Source organism: Actinophytocola xanthii (assembly GCF_001921205.1).
Taxonomy (GTDB): Bacteria; Actinomycetota; Actinomycetes; order Mycobacteriales; family Pseudonocardiaceae; genus Actinophytocola; species Actinophytocola xanthii.
On record NZ_MSIE01000028.1, the window covers coordinates 22,015 to 39,558 of the forward strand.

Annotated in this window: 17 protein-coding genes and 1 tRNA gene; 6 read left to right on the forward strand and 12 right to left on the reverse strand. The window is 70.9% G+C overall.

The window, feature by feature from the left end:
- The first annotated feature begins 3 nt into the window (after positions 1 to 3).
- Positions 4 to 588 (forward strand): hypothetical protein, encoded by a 585-nt coding sequence (locus BU204_RS16005; RefSeq protein WP_083661359.1) that lies wholly within the window; start codon positions 4 to 6, stop codon positions 586 to 588.
- Positions 589 to 601: 13 nt separating this feature from the next.
- On the opposite strand, the gene BU204_RS16010 is transcribed toward BU204_RS16005, so the two are convergent.
- The 6 genes from BU204_RS16010 to BU204_RS16035 form a co-directional block, all read right to left on the reverse strand.
- On the reverse strand, positions 602 to 2,041 hold the full coding sequence (locus BU204_RS16010; protein WP_075126481.1) for an acyl-CoA carboxylase subunit beta: 1,440 nt from the start codon (positions 2,039 to 2,041) through the stop codon (positions 602 to 604).
- Between the two features lie 25 nt (positions 2,042 to 2,066).
- Positions 2,067 to 3,314 carry a beta-ketoacyl-[acyl-carrier-protein] synthase family protein gene (locus tag BU204_RS16015; RefSeq protein WP_075126482.1) on the reverse strand — a complete coding sequence of 416 codons (1,248 nt, stop codon included), beginning with the start codon at positions 3,312 to 3,314 and terminating at the stop codon, positions 2,067 to 2,069.
- A 40-nt stretch (positions 3,315 to 3,354) separates the two neighbouring features.
- Complete coding sequence (locus tag BU204_RS16020) at positions 3,355 to 3,609, reverse strand: acyl carrier protein (RefSeq protein WP_075126483.1); 255 nt, start codon at positions 3,607 to 3,609, stop codon at positions 3,355 to 3,357.
- 59 nt (positions 3,610 to 3,668) lie between these two features.
- Complete coding sequence (locus BU204_RS16025; RefSeq protein ID WP_075126484.1) at positions 3,669 to 4,643, reverse strand: beta-ketoacyl-ACP synthase III; 975 nt, start codon at positions 4,641 to 4,643, stop codon at positions 3,669 to 3,671.
- The gene (locus BU204_RS16030; RefSeq protein WP_198942889.1) at positions 4,640 to 5,572 is read right to left on the reverse strand and encodes an ACP S-malonyltransferase; all 933 of its coding nucleotides are present in this window, start codon (positions 5,570 to 5,572) and stop codon (positions 4,640 to 4,642) included. The genes BU204_RS16025 and BU204_RS16030 overlap by 4 nt, the downstream gene beginning before the upstream one ends.
- A 134-nt stretch (positions 5,573 to 5,706) precedes the next feature.
- Positions 5,707 to 6,876 carry a PucR family transcriptional regulator gene (locus BU204_RS16035; RefSeq protein WP_075126486.1) on the reverse strand — a complete coding sequence of 390 codons (1,170 nt, stop codon included), beginning with the start codon at positions 6,874 to 6,876 and terminating at the stop codon, positions 5,707 to 5,709.
- Between the two features lie 436 nt (positions 6,877 to 7,312).
- On the opposite strand from BU204_RS16035, the gene BU204_RS16040 reads away from it, so the two are divergent.
- Positions 7,313 to 7,546 (forward strand): hypothetical protein, encoded by a 234-nt coding sequence (locus BU204_RS16040; protein ID WP_075126487.1) that lies wholly within the window; start codon positions 7,313 to 7,315, stop codon positions 7,544 to 7,546.
- A 7-nt stretch (positions 7,547 to 7,553) separates the two neighbouring features.
- Here the strand turns inward: BU204_RS16040 and BU204_RS16045 are convergent.
- The 3 genes from BU204_RS16045 to BU204_RS16055 form a co-directional block, all read right to left on the reverse strand.
- Positions 7,554 to 7,625, reverse strand: a tRNA-Val gene (locus BU204_RS16045).
- A 14-nt stretch (positions 7,626 to 7,639) separates the two neighbouring features.
- Entirely contained in the window at positions 7,640 to 8,104 is a 465-nt protein-coding gene (locus BU204_RS16050; protein WP_075126488.1) for a peroxiredoxin, read from the reverse strand.
- 66 nt (positions 8,105 to 8,170) lie between these two features.
- On the reverse strand, positions 8,171 to 8,602 hold the full coding sequence (locus BU204_RS16055) for a DUF3052 domain-containing protein (protein WP_075126509.1): 432 nt from the start codon (positions 8,600 to 8,602) through the stop codon (positions 8,171 to 8,173).
- A 256-nt stretch (positions 8,603 to 8,858) separates the two neighbouring features.
- Here BU204_RS16055 and aceE point away from each other — a divergent pair, with 256 nt between their 5' ends.
- The gene (aceE, locus tag BU204_RS16060; protein ID WP_075126489.1) at positions 8,859 to 11,630 is read left to right on the forward strand and encodes a pyruvate dehydrogenase (acetyl-transferring), homodimeric type; all 2,772 of its coding nucleotides are present in this window, start codon (positions 8,859 to 8,861) and stop codon (positions 11,628 to 11,630) included.
- A gap of 200 nt (positions 11,631 to 11,830) precedes the next feature.
- On the opposite strand, the gene BU204_RS16065 is transcribed toward aceE, so the two are convergent.
- Positions 11,831 to 12,079, reverse strand: a complete 249-nt coding sequence (locus tag BU204_RS16065) for a hypothetical protein (RefSeq protein ID WP_075126490.1) — start codon at positions 12,077 to 12,079, stop codon at positions 11,831 to 11,833.
- Positions 12,080 to 12,230: 151 nt separating this feature from the next.
- Here BU204_RS16065 and BU204_RS16070 point away from each other — a divergent pair, with 151 nt between their 5' ends.
- A complete protein-coding gene (locus BU204_RS16070; protein ID WP_075126491.1) occupies positions 12,231 to 12,821 on the forward strand; it encodes a flavoprotein in 591 nt (196 codons plus the stop codon).
- A 7-nt stretch (positions 12,822 to 12,828) separates the two neighbouring features.
- Complete coding sequence (locus BU204_RS16075) at positions 12,829 to 13,044, forward strand: KTSC domain-containing protein (protein WP_075126492.1); 216 nt, start codon at positions 12,829 to 12,831, stop codon at positions 13,042 to 13,044.
- Here the strand turns inward: BU204_RS16075 and BU204_RS16080 are convergent.
- A complete protein-coding gene (locus tag BU204_RS16080) occupies positions 13,041 to 13,745 on the reverse strand; it encodes a DedA family protein (RefSeq protein WP_075126493.1) in 705 nt (234 codons plus the stop codon). The genes BU204_RS16075 and BU204_RS16080 overlap by 4 nt on opposite strands.
- Before the next feature lie 130 nt (positions 13,746 to 13,875).
- Positions 13,876 to 14,880 (reverse strand): lipoyl synthase, encoded by a 1,005-nt coding sequence (lipA, locus tag BU204_RS16085; RefSeq protein ID WP_075126494.1) that lies wholly within the window; start codon positions 14,878 to 14,880, stop codon positions 13,876 to 13,878.
- An 81-nt stretch (positions 14,881 to 14,961) separates the two neighbouring features.
- Here lipA and BU204_RS16090 point away from each other — a divergent pair, with 81 nt between their 5' ends.
- On the forward strand, positions 14,962 to 17,517 hold the full coding sequence (locus BU204_RS16090; RefSeq protein ID WP_075126495.1) for a M14 family zinc carboxypeptidase: 2,556 nt from the start codon (positions 14,962 to 14,964) through the stop codon (positions 17,515 to 17,517).
- The last annotated feature ends 27 nt before the right edge of the window (positions 17,518 to 17,544 follow it).

A 17,544-nucleotide genomic window follows, 5' to 3' on the forward strand; every position in this document is an offset into this window, starting at 1 on the left:
GCTGTGTCGCCCGCGCGTGGTCGCCAGCTGTGGCTGGTGCCGGTTCTGCTCATCATGGTGATCGTCACCGCGACCGGTGGTCTGCTGGCGCGGAACCTCTACGCGGACCCGGACACCGGGCCCTCGGACGTCGTCCAGCCCAGTGCCTCCTCGGTCCCGCCCGAGGAGGCGCCGGGGCCGCGCACCGTGCGCGGGGTGTTGGACGCGACCGAGCACCCCCTGTTCGAGTCCGTCCGGGGGGTGCTCCAGTCCTACTTCGACGCGATCAACGACCGCGACTACCTACGCTGGACCGACACGGTTACCCGGCGCCGGCTCGAGCTGCAGCCGGAGCCGGTGTGGCGGGCGAGCTACCGGTCCACCCGGGACGGCAACATCGTCGTCTACCGCATCGAGCTGGCGGAGACCGACCAGGCCCGGGTGCTGCTCAGGTTCACCAGCACCCAGGACGTGGCCGACGCGCCGAGCGAGCTGCCCGAGCCCTGCATCAACTGGAACGTGGTGTTCCCCCTGGTGCTGGAGGACTCGGGCTGGAAGATCGACAGCGGTCCGACGACCGCGTCCCCCCAGCACGAGGCCTGCGGCTGAGGGGACGCCGCGCTCAGAGCGGGATGTTGCCGTGCGCGCCGCGGCCGGCAGGCGCGGCGGCCAGGGCCTCGGCCAGCTTCCGGCGGGTGTGGCGCGGCTCGATGACCTCGTCCACCACGCCGATCGCCATCGCCCGGTCCACGCCGCCGGCGATCCGCTCGTGCTCCTCGGTCAGGCGGGCGTGCAACGCCTCGCGCTCCTCCTCGGGCGCCGCGGCGAGCTTCTTGCGGTGCAGGATGCCCACCGCCGCCTTCGCGCCCATCACCGCGACCTGCGCCTCCGGCCAGGCGAACACGGCGGTCGCGCCAAGCGAGCGGGAGTTCATGGCGATGTAGGCGCCGCCGTAGGACTTGCGGGTCACCAGCGTCACCCTCGGCACGACCGCCTCGGCGAACGCGTGCAGCAGCTTGGCGCCGCGCCGGACGACGCCGTCCCACTCCTGGCCCACCCCCGGCAGGTAGCCGGGGACGTCCACGACCACGAGCAGCGGCACGCCGAACGAGTCGCACATCCGGACGAACCTGGCGGCCTTCTCCGCCGACAGCGAGTCGAGGCAGCCGCCCTTGCGCAGCGGGTTGTTCGCGATCACGCCGACCGTGCGCCCGCCGAGCCGGCCGAGGCCGACGACGATGTTGGGCGCCCACTTCGCCTGCAGCTCCTCGAACAGGGGCCGCTCGTCGGCGTCGCGGTCGAGGATTCGGCGCAGCAGCGGCTTCACGTCGTAGGCGCGGTTGGGCTGCTCGGGGAGCAGGGCCCGCAGGTCCTCCTCGTCGCGCACCGCGTGCAGGTCGAACAGGCCGGGCTTGGCGAACAGGCCGGTGATCCGGCGCGCGCGCACGTAGGCGTCGTCCTCGTCGTCGGAGAGCACGTGCACCACGCCCGACTTGCGACCGTGCGCCTCGGCGCCGCCGAGACCCTCCTGGTCGATCTGCTCGCCGGTCACCGACCGCACGACGTCCGGGCCGGTCACGAACACCCGCCCGGCCGGGGACATGATGACCACGTCGGTCAGCGCCGGCCCGTAGGCAGCGCCACCCGCAGCCGGGCCGACGACGACCGAGATCTGCGGCACCCGGCCGGAGGCCCGGATCATCGCCGCGAACACGCCGCCGACGCCGTCGAGCGACTCCACGCCCTCGGCCAGCCGGGCGCCCCCGCAGTGCCAGATCCCGATGACCGGGCACCGCTCCCGCACCGCGGTGTCGATGGCCTCGACGATGTGCCGGCACCCCTCGCTGCCCATGGCGCCGCCCATCTTGGTGGCGTCGGTGCAGTAGGCGATGACCCGCACGCCCTCGATGCGCCCGCGGACCGCGTAGACGCCGCTGGAGTCGCTGGGTCGCAGCGGGGCGAGCGTGCCCTCGTCGAGCAGCTTGCCCAGCCGCACCTCCGGCTCGCGCGGGTCGATCTGCCGTGGTCCGTCCTGGGTTGGGTGGGTGGCCAGCGCAGTCATCTGAAGTCCCCTCTGTGGTGCCAAGTCAGGCTGCGGTGAAGGCCAGGGCCACGTTGTGCCCGCCGAAACCGAAGGAGTCGTTCACGGCCGCGACGATCTCCATCTTGCGGGGCTCGCCGGCGACCACGTCCAGGCCGACCTTGGGGTCCTGGTTCTCCAGGTTGCGGGTGGCCGGGATGATGCCGTGGTAGATCGACAGCAGCGTCACGATGCTCTCCACGGCGCCCGCGCCGCCGACCAGGTGGCCGAGCGAGCTCTTCGGCGCGGTCAGCACGACGTGGTCACCGATCGCCCGCCTGATGGCCACGGCCTCGCCGATGTCGCCCACCACCGTCGAGGTGGCGTGCGCGTTGACGTGCCCGACGTCCTCGGGGGAGATCCCGGCCGTGCGGATGGCCTCGGTGATCGCGTTGACCTGGCCGATGCCCTCCGGGTGGTTGCCGGTGATGTGGTAGGCGTCGGAGGTGATGCCGGCTCCGGCGAGCCGGCCGTAGATCCGCGCGCCCCGTGCCCGCGCGTGGTCCTCGCGCTCGAGCACCAGCACGCCGGCGCCCTCGCCGAGCACGAACCCGTCGCGGTGGATGTCGAACGGCCGCGAGGCGCGCTCCGGCTCGTCGTTGCGCAGGCTCAGGGTCCGCGACTGGGCGAACCCGGCCACGGTGATCGGCGCGATGCAGGCCTCCGCACCGCCCGCGACCACCACGTCGGCCCGGCCGTTCTGGATCATCTGCCAGCCGGTGGCGAGGCCCTCGGCCCCGGACGCACAGGCCGAGGCCGGGGAGTGCACCCCGGCCCTGGCCATCAGCTCGATGCTGACGTGCGCGGCCGGCCCGTTGGGCATCAGCATCGGCACGGTCAGCGGTGAGACCTTGCGCAGCCCCTGGTTCTCCAGCACGTCATCCTGGTCGAGCAGGGTGACCGGTCCGCCGATGCCGGTGCCGATGGCGACACCGAGCCGGTCCGGGTCCACCGACTGGCTCTCCCCGGTCGGGAGCTCGAAACCCGCGTCGGCCCAGGCCTGGCGGGCCGCGATGATCGCGACCTGCTCGCAGCGGTCGAGCCGGCGCAGCTGCACCCGCGGGAGCACCTCGGACGGTTCGACGGCAAGCGGCGCCGCCAGCCTCGACGGCAGCTCGAACCGGGACACCCAGTCGGCGTCGTTGGTTCGGATGCCGTTGCGGCCGGCGATCAGGCCGTCCCAGGTGGACGCGACGTCGCCTCCGAGCGGCGTCGTCGCACCCATGCCGGTGACGACCACATCGACCCTGCTCATGTCCCCCTCCGTGGTGGTGTGAGGTCAGTTCGTGCGTGAGTCAGACGTTCTTGGCGACGTAGTTCACCGCGTCGCCCACGGTCTTCAGGTTGGCGAGCTCGGCGTCGGGGATCTTGACCTCGAAGCGGTCCTCGGCCTGGACGGCGATCTCCACCATGGACAGCGAGTCGATGTCCAGGTCGTCCACAAAGGACTTGTCGGCGGTGACCTCGTCGGACTCCACGCCGGCGACCTCTTCGACGATCTCGGCGAGACCGGCGAGGATCTCTTCCTCGGTGGGCTTGGCGTTCGCCATGGGTGTGCTCTCCTTCTGGTTGCTCCGGGCGGTGTGCCTCACCGCCGGAAGTCGGTGTACTACGGGCAGATCACGACCTGGCCGGCGTAGGACAGTCCCGCGCCGAACCCGACCAGCAGCGCGACGTCACCGGAGTGGATCCGGCCGGCCGCGCGCATGTGGTCCATCGCCATGGGGATGGACGCCGAGGAGGTGTTGCCGGAGGTCACGATGTCGTCGGCGACGACCATGTCCTCCCGCGCGCCCTTCTGGCGCAGCTTCTTCGCGATCGCCTCGACGATCCGCAGGTTCGCCTGGTGCGGAACCAGGATGTCCACGTCGGAGGGCTGGAGCCCGGCGAGTTCGAGGGCCCGCAGCGCGATCGGCGCGATCTTGGTGGTGGCCCAGCGGAAGACCGCCTGGCCCTCCTGGTAGATGTGCCTGCCGTTGGGCATGGTGATCGTCTCGGCGAGGTCGCCGGCGGTGCCCCAGGCGACCGGGCCGATTCCCGGCTCGTCGCTCGGTCCGACGACCGCGGCGCCCGCCCCGTCGGCGAAGATGATCGCGGTCGAACGGTCCACCGGGTCGACCACGTCGGTGAGCTTCTCCGAGCCGATCACCAGGACCCTGGTGGCCGAACCGGCGCGGACCATGTCCGAGGCGGAGGCCAGCGCGTAGCAGAACCCGGCGCAGGCGGCGTTGAGGTCGAAGCCGCCGGCTGCCTTGATCCCGATCAGGTCGGCGACCTGGGCGGCGGCGTTGGGGATCGGCACGGTCGTCGTGCAGTTGGCGACGATCACGGTGTCCACGTCCGACGGCGTGAGCCCGGAGGCGGCGATGGCCTTCGAGCCGGCCTCGACGGCCATCGAGACGACGGTGTCCTCGGTGCCGCCGAACCGGCGCTCGCGGATACCGACCCGTTCGCGGATCCACTGGTCGTCGGTGTCCATGATCGTGGACAGCTCGTCGTTGGTGACCACGCGCTCGGGTTGGGTGCTGCCGATGCCGAGGATCCTGCTGGCCGCGGCCCCCTGGGAGAGTCGGATGGCGGTCATGCGGTGGCCTCCCCGCCGTCGAGCAGCTCGGCGACCGTGTCGAGGTCGGCCGGCTTCTTCAGGGCGAGGGTCCGTACGCCGGTGAGCTCGCGCTTGGCCAGGCCGGTCAGGGTGCCGGCCGGCGGCATCTCCACGGTCGCGCGCACCCCCCGCTCGCTCATCGCTGCCATGCACAGGTCCCACCGCACCGGCAGGGTGACCTGCGCGACGAGGCGGTCGAGAACGTCCTGTCCCTCGGTCACGACGCCGCCGTCGGCGTTGGAGAGCAGGGGACGCCCGGGGTCGGCGACGGCGGCCTTCTTGGCCCGCTCGCCGAGCGCCTCCTGGGCGGGGGCCATGAAGCGGGTGTGGAAGGCGCCGGCGACCTTGAGCCGGATGACCTTCTTCACCCAGTCCGGCTTCTCCGCGACCATCGCGTCGATCCGCTCGGTGGGACCGGCGGCGACGATCTGCCCGGCGCCGTTGCGGTTGGCGGGGGTGAGGTCGTACCCGGCGAGCCAGTCCACGACCTGCTCGGGCTCGCCGCCCATGACCGCGGCCATGCCGGTGGGCTCGAGCTCGCAGGCCCGGGCCATCTCCCGGCCCCGGACGGCGGCGAGGGCGACCGCGTCGTCGGCGCTGAGCGCCCCGGCCATGGCCGCGGCGGCGAGCTCGCCGACCGAGTGCCCGGCGACCAGCACGTCGTCGGGCAGTTCGTGGCGGCGCGACAGCTCCTCGAACGCGAGCAGCGCCAGCGCGACGACCAGGGGCTGGGTGACCGAGGTGTCCTGGATGGCCTCGGCCTCGGCGACCGTACCGAGCTCGACGAGGTCGAGCCCGGTCAGCTCGGACCAGGCGACGACCCGTTCGCGGACGCCGTCCAGCTCGAGCCACGGGGCGAACATGCCTGGTGTCTGGGAGCCCTGGCCTGGGGCGAGCAGTGCGAGCACGTGTCTACTGAACACGTTTCACGACCAGAACGCGCATGCCGGGAGTGACCAAGTCGCGCCGGTCGATTTGTAGGAATCCTCCAAAAGTTACCTGGGGATGAACGATCCAGGTGACGTTGTATTGTCCGGTTCCCTTACCACAAGCCCCGTGACCTGGACAGTCTCCCGACGGCGAGGGCGATCCGGAGCACGAGCGCGTCACGAGGTGAGGTGGCGTTGTGCCCGGTGAGCTCGGCGGCCTTGCGCAGCCGGTAGCGGACGGTGTTGGGGTGGACGAACAGCAGGCGCGCGCAGGTCTCGAGCACCCCGCCGGCCTCGAGGAAGGTGTCGACGGTCTCGAGCAGGGCGCCGCCCGCGTTCTCCAGGGGCTTGGCGATCTGGTCGATGAGCTGCCACTCGGCCTCCGGGTCGCCCGCGAGCGCGCGTTCGGGGAGGAGGTTGGTCGACCGCACCGGCCGGGGGGCCGAGGGCCAGGCCACGACGGCACGCAGCCCGGACAGGGCGTCCGCCGAGCTGCGGTGGGCGTCGGCGATGTTGTCCACGGTGGGTCCGGCGACCACGGGCCCCTCGCCGAACGAGGCCGCCATCCGCGCCAGCACGTCGACCGGCGGATCGGTGGGGCCGGCGAGCACGACAACCAGCCGTGATCCCTGCACGCCGAGCAACACCGGCCGGTTGGCCCGCGCGGCGCGGCTGCGGACCTCGTAGAGCACGGTTGGCGGATCGTCCGAGGGGGAGTTGCCGACCAGCACGGTGGCCGGCGCGTCCAGGTCCCAGCCCAGCGCCGCGGCCCGGCTGAGCAGCGACTCTTCCGCGTCGCCCCGCACGATCGCGTCCACCACGGAGGCTTCCAGTCGCGCGTCCCAGGCCCCCCGGGTCTCCGCGGCGGAGGCGTAGGACATGGCGGAGGTGAACGCGACCTCCCGCCCGTAGCGCAGGACGGCCTCGGTGAGCACCTGCCGCTCGTCGTCGTCCGCGGCGAGGTCGGGCACCTCGCGTTCGATCACGTGCACGGCGACCCGGACGAGCTCGACGGTCTGGCGAAGGCTGATCCAGCGGGAGAGGTCGCGGGGGGCCTGCCGGAAGGCGTCGGTGGTGAGCCGGATGGCCTCACGCTTGTCCCGCAGGTAGCTGGTGAACCCGGCGGCGCCCGTCTGCGCGATCAGCAGCACGCTGGCCCGCTGGTCGGCGGGCATCCGCCCGAACCAGGCGAACTGCTCGTCCATCGAGGCCAGGGCCGCGGAGGCCAGCTTCCCGGAAGCCCGGTCCAGCGCTCCCAACGTGGCCTCCGACACCTTCACCATGCCCCACAATAACGCGACCACCAGCCAAAACCTGTGCTCGGTGTTCGCGGCACTGGTTGTCGTCGCCGGCCTGGTCAAGCCTGGTCAGCTGGGCTCACTCCGCCCCTGTGATCAGAAGCGAGCGCGGCTTCGCCCGCCCGGAAGGCGCCGACCAGCGCACCGACGTTGAGCAACGAAACCGCCCTCGCAGTGGGGCCCACCCAGCAACCACGCCTTGTTGTGAAGATCCAGCCCCCAGTGAACAACCCCCACCCGTTCCCGGGGGCGTCCCGCCTTGCCAGCGTATCGGCTTGTGGGGGGCCGGGGAGGGGTTGGCGTGATCTGTGGATAACTCCGAGGCGCGAACGGAGGATTCAGCGAACGGATTGTTCCGCTACTCCCCGGATGCGGCAGGCGACAGGATGTGGACCCGACGGCCAGGAGAACAGGAGCGCGTGTGAACCCGATCCTGCTCATCTACCTGTTCTTCTTCCTCTCGCTCGCCTTCGCGTTCGTGGGGTACCGGTGGGTCCCGCCGACCCACCTGGCGGTCTCGATCACCCTCGTCGTGGTGCTCGGGCTCACGGCGAACTGGAACATCGGCTTCCAGCTCCTGTTGCTGCTCCTACCCGGAATGTCCATAGTCAGCGCCAGGCTGTGGGCGAGCCGCGACGACGCGGCGCGGAGCTGATCATCGGTGGGCACAGCAGGATTCGAACCTGCGACCGCTCGGGTGTAAACCGAGAGCTCTTCCGCTGAGCTATGTGCCCCGACCTGCCGGCCGTCAGGACTTCAGGGTGGCCACCGCCTTCTTCCAGCCTTCCTGGTCGCGGGCCTCACCGGGCTGGTTGGTCTCCGCGAAGCGCACGACGCCCTTCTTGTCGATCAGGAACGTCCCCCGGTTGGCGAGCCCCGCCTGCTCGTTGAACACCCCGTACGCCTGCGCCACCTCGCCGTGCGGCCAGAAGTCCGACAGCAGCGGGAACTGGTAGCCCTCCTGCTCGGCCCATGCCTTGAGGCTGAACGGTGTGTCCACCGACACCCCGAGCACCTGGACCTCCGCCGACTTGTAGGTCGCCAGCTCGTCGCGCAGCTGGCAGAGCTCGCCGGTGCAGATGCCGCTGAAGGCGAACGGGTAGAACACCAGCAACACGTTCGACGCGTCCCGGTACGACGACAACGCCACCTTCTGGTGGTTGTAGTCCTTGAGAGTGAACTCCGGCGCCGTCGCGCCGACCTCGACCGCCATCCGGCTTCCTCCTGCAGTCCGTGTCCGGGATGTGCGGCCAGCCTAGGGCACCCGCCCGGTCCCGGCTCAGCGCTTGGACTTCGCGGACTTCGGAGAGACCAGGCGCGTCGCCGACCAGTCGTCACCGACCGCGATGTTGGACGTCTGTGAGAGCCCGGCCGTCGGCACCGCCTCGGCGATCTCACTCGGCTCGACGTGGCCGTCGCGGCCCGTCTTCGGGGTCAGGACCCAGATCACACCGTTCTCGGCGAGCGGGCTGATGGCGTCCATGAGTGCGTCGACGAGATCGCCGTCGTCCTCGCGCCACCACAGCAGGACCACGTCGACGACCTCGTCCGCGTCCTCATCCAGTAGATCACCGCCGATCCGCTCCTCGATGGCGGCGCGAACGCCGTCGTCGACGTCCTCGTCCCAGCCGATCTCTTGGACGATCATGCCAAGCTCGATCCCGAGCCTCTCGGCGACGCCAGCCTTGCCGGCGTCTCCCGCGGCGACCACGGCTTCCACTCCTCCTCGACGCCATCGCGGGGGCCGGACCAGCCCCCGCGCAACGGTATTGGGATAGCGAACACTGCCCCTGCCCGCCTGCGCAACCACCCACGCCGGTTTCCCACGCCCGACAACGGGCACGACTGGGCATGAACGGGCACGTGTCCGGTGTTACCCATGAGTAACGATGACGCGAGCGCTCGTCGAGACGACGATGGCAGAGTAAGGGCAGAGTTGGCCTTCGAGCGCAGGCACTGGAGATCCCTTGGCTACGCAGAACAGCGGGAACGGTAGGACACCCGAGCGGGTTCGGGTCATCCGTGACGGGCTGGCCGCCCACCTTCCCGACATCGACCCGGACGAAACTTCCGAGTGGCTGGAGTCGTTCGACTCGATGCTCGCCGCCGGCGGCCAGCAACGGGCTCGTTACCTCATGCTCCGACTGCTGGAGCGTGCCCGCGAGAGCCGGGTCGGCGTCCCCGCGCTCACCAGCACCGACTACGTCAACTCCATCCCCACCGACAGGGAGCCCTGGTTCCCCGGTGACGAGGAGGTGGAGCGCCGCTACCGCGCGTGGATCAGGTGGAACGCGGCCATGACCGTGCACCGGGCGCAGCGCCCCGGCGTGGGTGTCGGCGGACACATCTCGACCTACGCGTCCTCCGCGACGCTCTACGAGGTCGGCTTCAACTGGTTCTTCCGCGGCAAGAACCACCCCGGCGGCGGCGACCAGGTGTTCTTCCAGGGACATGCCTCGCCGGGCATGTACGCGCGTGCGTTCCTCGAGGGCCGGCTGTCCGCCCAGCAGCTCGACGGGTTCCGGCAGGAGTTCTCGCACGGCGGCCCCGGGGCCGGCCTGCCCTCCTACCCGCACCCGCGACTGATGCCGGACTTCTGGGAGTACCCGACGGTGTCGATGGGCCTCGGCCCGATGAACGCGATCTACCAGGCCCGGTTCAACCGGTACCTGCACGACCGCGGCATCAAGGACACCGCCGACCAGCACGTCTGGGCGTTCCTCGGCGACGGCGAGATGGACGAGGCCGAGTCCCGCGGCCTGGTGCACGTCGCGGCCAACGAGGGCCTGGACAACCTGACCTTCGTGGTCAACTGCAACCTGCAGCGGCTCGACGGGCCGGTGCGAGGCAACGGCAAGATCATCCAGGAGCTGGAGGCGTTCTTCAGGGGCGCCGGCTGGAACGTCATCAAGGTCATCTGGGGGCGCGAGTGGGACACGCTGCTGCACGCCGACCGTGACGGCGCCCTGATCAACCTGATGAACACCACGCCGGACGGTGACTACCAGACCTACAAGGCCAACGACGGCGCCTTCGTCCGCGAGCACTTCTTCGGGCGCGACCCGCGCACCAAGGAGCTCGTCACCCCGATGAGCGACCAGGACATCTGGAACCTCAAGCGCGGCGGCCACGACTACCGCAAGGTCTACGCGGCCTACCAGGCGGCCACCGAGCACCACGGGCAGCCCACGGTCATCCTCGCGAAGACGATCAAGGGGTACGGCCTCGGCCCGCACTTCGAGGGCCGCAACGCGACCCACCAGATGAAGAAGATGACCCTGGACGACCTCAAGCTGTTCCGGGACTCGCTGCGCATCCCGGTGAGCGACGAGGAGCTGGAGAAGGACCCGTACCTGCCGCCGTACTACCACCCGGGCCCCGACGCGCCCGAGATCCAGTACCTGCTGGAGCGGCGCCGCCAGCTCGGCGGGTTCGTCCCGGAGCGGCGGTCCAAGTCCAAGGCGCTGGTCCTGCCCGGCGACAAGGTCTACGACGTGATCCGCCGCGGCTCGGGCAAGCAGGAGGTCGCCACCACGATGGCGTTCGTCCGGCTCGTGCGTGACCTCGCCAAGGACAAGGAGATCGGCCCGCGGCTGGTGCCGATCATCCCGGACGAGGCCCGCACGTTCGGGATGGACTCGATGTTCCCGACGCAGAAGATCTACAACCCGCACGGCCAGCTCTACACCTCGGTGGACGCGTCGCTGATGCTGTCCTACAAGGAGAGCGAGCAGGGGCAGATCCTGCACGAGGGCATCAACGAGGCCGGGTCGACCGCGTCGTTCACCGCGGCCGGGACGTCCTACGCCACCCACGGCGAGCCGATGATCCCGATCTACATCTTCTACTCGATGTTCGGCTTCCAGCGCACCGGCGACGGCCTGTGGGCCGCCGCCGACCAGATGGCCCGCGGCTTCGTGCTCGGCGCCACCGCCGGCCGGACGACGCTCACCGGTGAGGGCCTACAGCACAACGACGGTCACTCGCTGCTTCTCGCCGCGACCAACCCCGCCGTGGTCGCCTACGACCCGGCGTGGTCGTTCGAGATCGCGCACATCGTGCGGGACGGCCTGCGGCGGATGTACGGCGAGCAGGCGGAGGACATCTACTACTACCTGACCATCTACAACGAGCCGTACGTGCAGGCCCCGGAGCCGGACGACCTCGACGTCGAGGGGCTGCTGCGTGGGCTGTACCGGTACCAGGCCGCGCCGGAGGGGTCGGGCCCCCGGGCCCGCATCCTGACCTCCGGTGTGGGCATGCCGTGGGCCCTACGCGCCCGCGAGCTGCTGGCCGAGGAGTGGAACGTGCGGGCCGAGGTCTGGTCGGCGACGTCCTGGACGGAGCTGCGCCGCGACGCGGTGGAGACCGACCGGCACAACTTCCTGCACCCCGAGGCCGAGCCGCGGCGGCCGTACGTGACCCGCGTCCTGTCCGAGGGCGCGGGGCCCGTCGTCGCCGCGAGCGACTGGATGCGGGCGGTGCCGGACCTGATCCGACCCTGGGTGCCGACCGACATGCTCACGCTCGGTACCGACGGGTTCGGCTTCTCCGACACCCGTCCGGCGGCACGGCGCCACTTCCTCGTCGACGCCGAGTCGATCACCGTGGGCGTGCTGGCCGCACTGGCCAGGCGGGGCGAGGTGGAGAAGTCCACCGTCGTCGAGGCGGCCAGGAAGTACCGGATCGACGACATCTCGGCGGCCGGACCGCAGACGTCCGACCCCGGCGTCGCCTGACCCTGAGTTACCCCCTCTGACCTGCGATGATGAACCGGTCGCACGATAGGGGGACAGCGCTGGCGGCAGCTCCCCGGTCCGTCCATAGTGGAACTACCGGTGGGGACCGGGGAGAGGGGCCGCCCGGCGGCGAGCGCACCGCTACGCCGGGCGGCTCCGCGTATTTCCAGCGTCTTTGCGCTGATCACCGCCGCGAACGGTCAGGCCCGCGTCGGCTCGTCGCTACTCCCGGACGTCTGGAGAATGATCCGGACGCAGGCAACGCACATCCCGGGAAGGATGAGCAGGAGCAGCAGGAGACCCACGCCCCAGTGGACCGCCAGGCTCAACCAACCGACCAGCGCGAGCGACAGGAACAGGTGGATCAGCGGAACGCGTCGGTACGGCAGGAACGCAAGGCCGATCGAGAAGAAGAAGGCAAGGTATATCGCGAGCAGTCCGATGCGCATCGCTCAACCAGTTCCGAAGGTCGGGATTGATCCCCGAGGATATCTCGGCACTCGGGCCGAGCGGCAGCGCCGGTCCCCGACGACGGGCGGCGCCACTCTCCGCCGGTAGCATTCCGCCGACGCCGACCTGGTCTGCTCGGAAGGACGTGCGGTGCTCTCCGATGACCCACCAGCTGAGAACCAGCCGCTGAGCACCGACGCGCGTGTCCTCTACGTCGTCACCTGTGCCACCCCCGCCGCCCAGCGCGTCGGGACGCTCGTCGAGTTGGCGCAGGGAGAGGGCTGGACGGTGTGCGTCATCGCCACGCCGAAGGCGACGCGGTTCATCGACCGGCCGGTCCTCGAGGCACGGACCGGCTACCCGGTGCGCGACGACTACAAGCAGCCCGGCACCCCGGACGTTCATCCGCCCCCCACCGCCATCGTGGTTGGCGGGGCCAGCTTCAACACGATCAACAAGTGGGCGGCGGGGATCGCGGACACGCTCGCGCTCGGCTTGTTGACCGAGGGGATCGGGCTGGGGCTGCCGCTGGTGGTGCTGCCGTTTCTCAACTCCGCGCAGGCCGCCCACCCCGCGTTCGCCCGCAGTGTGGGCGAACTGCGGGCCGCCGGGGTCCAGATCCTGCTTGGCGGCGAGGGGTTCACGCCGGCCGAGCCGGGACAGGGGGACGAGCAGCTGGCCGACTATCCCTGGGAGCTGGCGCTGCGCGTGGTGAGCAAGCAACGTCATCGATCTGGATAATGAAAAAGTGCACCGACAGGCCGTCGACTCCAGTGTGCTGGTTGAGGTCGGGTACGACCGGTCGCGCCGCGTGCTGGAGGTGAAGCTGGTCAACGGGTCCGTCTACCAGTACCTCGGCGTTCCGCCGAAGGACTTCTTCGGGCTGCTCGCGGCGGAAAGCCAGGGACGCTTCTACAACCTCCGGATCAAGCCCAACTACGACTACCGCGAAGTCAACGGCTAGCCGGCCGGTTCCAGCTGCGGGTCCGCGTCACCGGCGATCGCCGTGGCGGGGGAGGGCTCCGTGGGGACCACGACGACGATCGGGGCCGCGGTCTTCTTGCGGCGCTTGCGGACCGCGACGGTCACCACCAGCGCCACGGCCAGCCCGCCGACCACGACCAGGCCACCCGTGGTGATCATGCCCTCGATGCGCTTCGCAGCCTCGCCCAGCGCCGCACCGATCGCGATGTGCAGGGCCGACCAGCAGGCCGCGCCGGCGACCACGGCGGGAAGGAACTTGCGGTAGGCAAGGCCGGACGTGCCGGCCGCTGCGGGGGTCAGGGTGCGCACCACCGGCAGGAACCTCGCGAAGAACACCGCCCAGGCGCCTCTGCGGCGCAGGATGTCCGTCGCCTTGTCCCAGCCCTCCACGCCGTACTTCTGGATGAGCTTGGTCTCCCGCAGCTGCGGGCCGAACCTGCGACCGATGTAGTAGCCGATCGAGTCCCCCAGACCCGCGCAGACCGTCACCACCGCCCACAGCACCAGGAACCGCGAGACCGAGTCCACCGTCGTGGCGGCGATCAGCAGCCCGCCCTCGCCCGGTGCGATGAACCCGAGGCCGATCGTGCACTCGGCGAACACCAGCGCGCCGGTCGCGCCGACGAGGGCCGGCTGCGGTAATGCCTGTAACCACTCCAGGACATCGGTCAGCAACGCCACGATCGGCTCCCCTCCATTGTGGCCACCCACTCCAGGCCGGCGAATGCGAGTCTGGCAGTTGGACCGAGCCTGGCACATCCGGGTTCCCCCTGAATCAAACCGGGGGCTGACCCCACCTACCCCCGCAGGCCTACTGCCGGCCGAGCACCGCGCTGATCTCCTGGTTCGCCGGCCCCGCCTCGGCCAGGTGGCGCAGCGCCTCGGGAACCTCCTCGCCGCGGTGGGCGATCGCCTGGGCGTAGAGCCGGCCCGCCCGGTAGGACGAGCGCACCAGCGGACCCGCCATCACCCCGGCGAAGCCCATGCCCTCGGCGGCCTCCTTGTGCTCGAGGAACTCCTCGGGCCGCACCCACCGGTCGACCGGGTGGTGGCGCAGCGACGGGCGCAGGTACTGGGTGATCGTGATGATGTCGCAGCCCGCGTCGTAGAGATCACGCAGCGCCGCGGTGACCTCCTCTGGCGTCTCACCCATCCCCAGGATCAGGTTGGACTTCGTCACCAGACCGGCCTCGCGGGCCCGCGTGATCACGTCGAGCGAGCGCTGGTAGCGGAACGCCGGACGGATGCGCTTGAACACCCGCGGCACCGTCTCCAGGTTGTGCGCGAGCACCTCCGGTCGCGAGCCGAACACCTCGGCGAGCTGGTCGGGATCCGCGTTGAAGTCCGGGATCAGCAGCTCCACGCCGGTGCCGGGGTTGAGTGAGTGGATCCGCCGGACGGTCTCGGCGTAGAGCCAGGCGCCGCCGTCGGGCAGGTCGTCCCTGGCCACGCCGGTCACCGTCGCGTAGCGCAGGCCCATCGCCTGCACCGACTCGGCGACCTTGCGCGGCTCCTCCCGGTCCAGCGCCGCCGGGCGACCGGTGTCGATCTGGCAGAAGTCGCAGCGCCGCGTGCACTGCTCGCCGCCGATAAGGAACGTGGCCTCGCGGTCCTCCCAGCACTCGTAGATGTTGGGGCAGCCGGCCTCCTCGCACACGGTGTGCAGGCCCTCGCGCCGAACCAGGCCCTTGAGCTCCCGGTACTCCGGGCCCATCCGTGCGCGGGTCTTGATCCACGACGGCTTCTTCTCGATCGGGGTCTGGCTGTTGCGGGCCTCGAGCCGCAGCAGCTTCCGCCCCTCCGGAGCAACGGTCACCCCATCAGGCTACGCCGCCCTTGACGGGGCCCCAGCAGGGCCGATAAGCAGCACCTGTCCCGGACGAGTGGAGGAAAAGCCGTGCTCAACCGCTCTCGAAGACACCTCGGGCGCATCGCGCTGGCCGCCGGTGTGGCGGCCGTGTCCGTGATCACCACGACCGTACCGGCGACCGGCGCGCCCGACCGCCCCCGAGTTCCGCGTGAGGCGCCCGCCAACGGCGCCGACCGCAACACCACCGCCGCTACCGACCAGGCGCCGCGGGCCAGGGTCGCCGCTCCCGCCGGCGAGAACAAGGTCGGCAGCCGGCTGGGCTACCCGCGCCAGACCAGGCTGCGGGTCTACCCGGAGAACCCCGCCGACAAGTCGATCAAGCTCGGTCTCACGCCGTACCACGCGATCGCGCCCCGGCTCAACCGACTGCAGGCGATCAGCGACCGGGTCTCGGTCGAGGTCGTCGGGCAGACCGGTCTCGGCCGCGACCTGTACCAGGTCACCCTGACCGCGCCGGAGCGCCCGGGGGAGACCCGCGAGCAGGAGGCCTGGCGCGAGCTCATCGAGAACGACCCCGAGCGCGCAGCCCGGGACCGCCGCATCGACCGCGAGTACAAGGCGCCGGTCTGGATCAACAACAACATTCACGGCAACGAGTGGGAGGGCACCGACGCGGCACTGCGCCAGATCGAGCACCTCGCCACCAGCCGCGACCCCGCCGTGCGACGGCTGCTCGAGCACACCCGGATCCTCTACAACGTCACCGCGAACCCCGACGGCCGGGTCGCCGGCACCAGGGCCAACAACGCCGGCTTCGACATGAACCGCGACTTCGTCACGAACTCCCAGCCGGAGAACCGGGCGATGCGGGACATGATCATCGACAGCCAGCCCGTGGTCGTGCTCGACGAGCACGGCTACGTCGGCGGAACACTGATCGAGCCGACCACCCCGCCACACGGCCAGAACTACGACTTCGACCTCTACATCCGGCACGGCTACGCCAACGGGCTCGCCATGGAGCGGGCGGTCAAGGCGCTGGGCTACGACGAGGCGCAGGACGTCATCGTGCCCTTCAGGGACCTGCCGCCCGGCGAGTGGGACGGCTGGCCGCCGATCTTCACCGCGCAGTACGCGATGTACCACGGCGCGGTGTCCTACACCGTGGAGATCCCGCTGCGGGTGAACAACGCCGACTACGACGCGCTGCCGGTGGAGGAGCTGCGGCGCCGCTCGGCGATCAACACCGACGTCTCCGAGGCCACCATGCGCGCCACGCTGGACTACGTGGCCCGCAAACGGGTCGACCTGGTGGACAACCAGATCGAGATCTTCCGGCGCGGAGCGGCTGGCGAGCGGCAGCGCTTCATCCCGGACGGCTTCGTCCCCGGCTTCGGGCCAGAGGACCGGTTCACGACCAGCTTCCCCCGCACCTACGTCATCCCCGCCGGGTCGGGGCAGCGTTCCGCGGTGGCCGCGGCGCGGCTGGTGGACCACCTCGTGGACCACGACGTCCGGGTGCGTCAGGCCACCCGGGCCTTCACCCTGGCCGGGAGGTCCTACCCGGCCGGGTCCTACCTCGTGGACATGCACCAGCCCAAGCGCGGGCTCGCCAACGCCATGCTCGAGGCGGGCAAGGACCTCTCCGCGGACGCACCGCAGATGTACGACATCGCCGGCTGGAGCCACCGCCTGCTCTGGGGGGCCTCGGTCGACATCGTGCGTGGCGGTGACCTGCGGGTGCACAGCCGTCCGGTCGTGGTCGCCTCGCCAACCGGCGGTGTCGACGCCGCCCCCGGCCGCGACCTGGTGATCTCGGTGCGGGACGGCAGGGACGCGAGCGCGGTCAACGACCTGCTGGGCCGGGGCATCGAGCTGCGCCGCCGGGCCGACGGCTCGGTGGTCGTGCCGGCGGCGGCGCGGGCCGCCGCACGGGAGGTCGCCGACCGCTACGGCGTGCGGTTCACCGCGGCGCCCGCCGGTGCCCCGGGGGCGGTGCTCCACCGGCTGACCGTGGCGGCCGCGGTGGGAGCCGACGAGCTGTTCTCCCTGCGGGAGATGGGCTTCGACGTCCGGCCGGTGTCCACAGCGGTGCTCAACGGCGGGTTCGACCTGTCCAGGGTGGACGTGCTGGTGGTGTCGGCCGGCCTGCGGTTCGACCAGCTGAACCCGGCGGCGCGGGCGCAGGTCGAGGCGCTGTTCGCCCGGGGCGGAGTCGTCACCCGGGGCGCGACCGGCTCGCGGTTCAACGCCGACGCCGGCCTGCTGCCGGTGACCGCGGTGCCCGGGCGGGGGGACGCGAACGGCGTCGTGTCGGTGTCGAACGAGACGGCCTCGGTCCTGGCCGGCTCGACGTCCACGTCGTTCGTGTATTCGCCCCAGTGGTTCACCGGCCTGGGTTCGGGGGTGACCGTCGAGCAGCGCTACGGGACCGGCAACCCGCTGGTCGCCGGGCACTGGCTGCCCAACGACGACGGCTCCGGCGGTCCGGACGCCGCGGCCGGCCAGCCCGCCGTGGTCTCCGGTGTGGACGAGCGCGGCGCGCGGGTGCTGGTGTTCGGCACCGAGCCGATGTTCCGCGCCCACCCGAAGGGGCTGTTCGCCCAGGTGGCCAACGGAATCTTCTGGAGCGCGACCCGATAGGCCTGGCGAGCGACGGCGTCCTCCCCC